Raw genomic sequence first — 2,903 nt, 5'->3', positions numbered from 1 at the left:
TCCCCGACGAGCGCGACGCCGTGAGCCCCGAGGTCCAGCAGCCAGTTCGCCAGCAGGCCGCCGACCACCAGGACGAGCGCGCCCGGCACCCGCGGCGCGATGCGGCGCAGCCCGAACACCGTGACCAGCGCGATCCCGCCGACGAGGACCGTGGCCAGGTTCGCCTCGCCCAGGGTGCCGAACCAGGACACCAGCTCCTGCGGCGGCGACGAGCCGTCCACGCTGGTGCCGGTGATCTTGGGCAGCTCCCCGATCACGACGTCGATCGCCGCCCCGAACAGGAAGCCCGTCACCACGGCCCGGGACAGGAACTGCRCGATCCAGCCCATCTTGAGCACGGCCAGCAGCACGAAGATCAGGCCCGAGACGAGCGTGATCCCGGCGACGAACGACGCGACCTGGTCCCCGACCAGCCCGGCCGCGACCACGGCGCTCGCAGCGACGGCGGCCAGCCCGGAGCTCGGGCCCGTGGAGATCTGGCGGCTGGTGCCGAAGATCGCGTAGAGGATCGCCCCCGCGGCCGCGGCGTAGAGGCCGTTCTGCAGCGGGATCCCCGCGATCCCGGCGTAGCCCAGGTTCTTCGGGACGATCAGCGCGGCGACCGCGACCCCCGCGGCGATGTCCGTCCGCAGCCAGCGCCGGTCGTACGCGCGCAGGGCCCCGACGATCGGCACGCGGTCGGACCAGCGGCGGCGGGCGCGGGTCGACGGTTCCTGGGGCGCTGTCATCGGGTGATCACGAGGCCAGCCTCTACCCGAGTGCCCGGTGGTGTCAGGTAGTTCGTGAGCCGTGTCGCGGGCGCAAGGGTCGATGTTCCCGCAGTTCAGAAGGCGAGGTCGGACGAGTGTCGTCCGCGTGCAATACTTCGTTCTACAGTATCTGTAAGAGAAGATACTTCGCCGAGAGGGAGTGTTCGTGCGTGACCACAGCTCTGACCTACCGTGCGGCGGTCGCCCGCAGGTTCGGACCGCCTGACGTGCTGGGGGTCGAGGATCTGCCCGTCGGCCCACTGGCGCCGGGGACCATCCGGGTCGCCGTCCGGGTCGGAGGCGTGAACCCCGTCGACGCGACGATCCGCTCGGGGGCGTTCGGTGGGGGAGTGCCGTTCGTGCCGGGCACCGAGTTCGCGGGTGTGGTCGTCGAGCTCGGCGCGGGCGTCTCGGGTGTCACGGTCGGTGACGAGGTCGTCGGATTCGGCACGCCCGGCGCGGACGCGGATCTGGTCACCACGACGCCCGACCGCGTGGTGCRCAAGCCGGCGGACCTGTCGTGGGAGCTCGCGGGTGCGGTGGGCGCGGTCGGCCAGACGGCGCTGACGGTGCTCGATGCGCTGGCCCTGCCCGCGGATGCGCCTGTCGTCGTCCACGGCGGCTCGGGCGGGGTCGGCACGATCCTGGTGCAGCTGCTCGTGGCGGCGGGGAACCTGGTGGTCGCCACCTCGAGCGCCGCGCGCGCCGACTACCTCACGAGCCTCGGTGCACGGCCGGTCGCCTACGGTCCCGACCTGGCCGCCCGGCTGGCCGCCGAGCACCCGGTCGGCTTCGCCGCCTCGATCGACCTCGCGGGCAGTGCGCAGGCCGGCGAGATCGGCAGCGCCGTGCGGACGGCGGGCGGCAAGGCCGTCACCATCGTGCCTGCGACCACGCAGAGCCACCGGATCCCGCTGATCCAGGTGCAGYGGTCCCAGGGCCGCCTGGCCCGGCTGCTCGCCGACGCGGCCGACGGCACGCTCCGGATGCCGGTGCAGACGATGCCTCTCAAGGAGATCGTCGAGGTGCACCGCCGCCTCGACGCCCGGCACGCCGTCGGCAAGACCGTCCTCGACCTGTCCGACAACCCGCACCTCCCGGAGGCCTGACCGTGACCACCCTCTCCCTGATCGGCCCGGGCCGTCACGGCACCGCGATCGCGCAGCTCTTCGCCGCCCACGGCGTCGAGGTGACCCTCTTCCACTACCGCCCGCAGAAGGCCGAGCAGGCCGCCCGGACGATCACCACCGTCGTGCCGGATGCGGCGATCAAGCTCGCCGAGAGCCTGGAGGCGGCGGTCGACAGCTCGGACGTCGTCGCTCTGACCACGCTCTGGGACGCGCCGCAGCGGGAGGTCCTCTCGCGCATCGGCGACCGGCTCGTCGGCAAGGTGCTGCTCGACGTGTCCAACCCGCTCGACGTCACCCCGGCCGGGATCGTCTTCCGCACGCCGGTCGACGGGTCCGCGGGCCAGTTCGTCGCCACGCTGCTGCGGGCAGGGGTCGGACACGTCAAGGCGTTCTCGAACGTGGCGACAGCGGTGCTCGGCGCGGCCGCCGACCAGCAGCCCTGCGCGGTCCTGCCCTACCTCGCCGACTCGGTGGCCACGGCCCACCGGGTGCAGCCCCTGCTGGAGCTGACCGGGTGGCAGCCGCGGTACGTCGGCGACATCCGCCGTTCGGCGGACCTCGAGATCGGTGGCCGCTACAACAAGGTGGCCGGCCGCCTGGGTCGTACTGTCCTCGACGTGCGGGAGTTCACCGAGCAGTTCGGGCCGGAGCGGCTTCCGCAGCGCTGACGATGACGACGACCGTGGAGGAGGGGCGAGTGGACGCGGAGCGGGAGAGCCGGATCGCGGTCTGGCGTGACCTGGTGGCCGCGCACGACCGGCTGATGAAGCAGTTCCAGACGGAGCTCAAGGCCGAGTTCGACCTGTCCGTTCCTCAGTACGACGCCCTGCTGCGTCTGTCGCTGGCCGGAGGGACGTGCCTGCGGATGGGTGAGGTCGCCGACGCGCTGCTGTTCAGCAGCGGCGCCGCGACCAAGGTGTTCGACCGGCTCGTCGAGCGCGGGCTCGTCGAGCGCGGCGCCGATCCCCGCGACCGGCGCACCGTGCTCGTCGGGCTGACCGATGCGGGCCGTGAGCTGTTCGCC

At 72.6% G+C, this 2,903-nt stretch carries 4 protein-coding genes; 3 read left to right on the top strand and 1 reads right to left on the bottom strand.

The window, feature by feature from the left end; all coding sequences use genetic code 11:
• Positions 1–728, bottom strand: a 728-nt coding sequence (locus ACXJKG_RS20465) for a SulP family inorganic anion transporter (protein WP_456847558.1), incomplete at its 3' end; no start/stop codon positions are given.
• A gap of 191 nt (positions 729–919) precedes the next feature.
• On the opposite strand from ACXJKG_RS20465, the gene ACXJKG_RS20460 reads away from it, so the two are divergent.
• From ACXJKG_RS20460 to ACXJKG_RS20450, 3 genes are all read left to right on the top strand, one after another.
• On the top strand, positions 920–1,858 hold the full coding sequence (locus ACXJKG_RS20460; protein WP_456847557.1) for an NADP-dependent oxidoreductase: 939 nt from the start codon (positions 920–922) through the stop codon (positions 1,856–1,858).
• Between the two features lie 2 nt (positions 1,859–1,860).
• Entirely contained in the window at positions 1,861–2,547 is a 687-nt protein-coding gene (locus ACXJKG_RS20455) for an NADPH-dependent F420 reductase (protein WP_456847556.1), read from the top strand.
• A gap of 2 nt (positions 2,548–2,549) precedes the next feature.
• Positions 2,550–2,903: MarR family winged helix-turn-helix transcriptional regulator (locus ACXJKG_RS20450; protein ID WP_456847555.1), on the top strand; the 354-nt coding region annotated here is incomplete at its 3' end.

The organism is Cellulomonas sp. P5_C6, from assembly GCF_054049635.1.
This window is presented reverse-complemented; position numbering and strand designations above follow the sequence as displayed.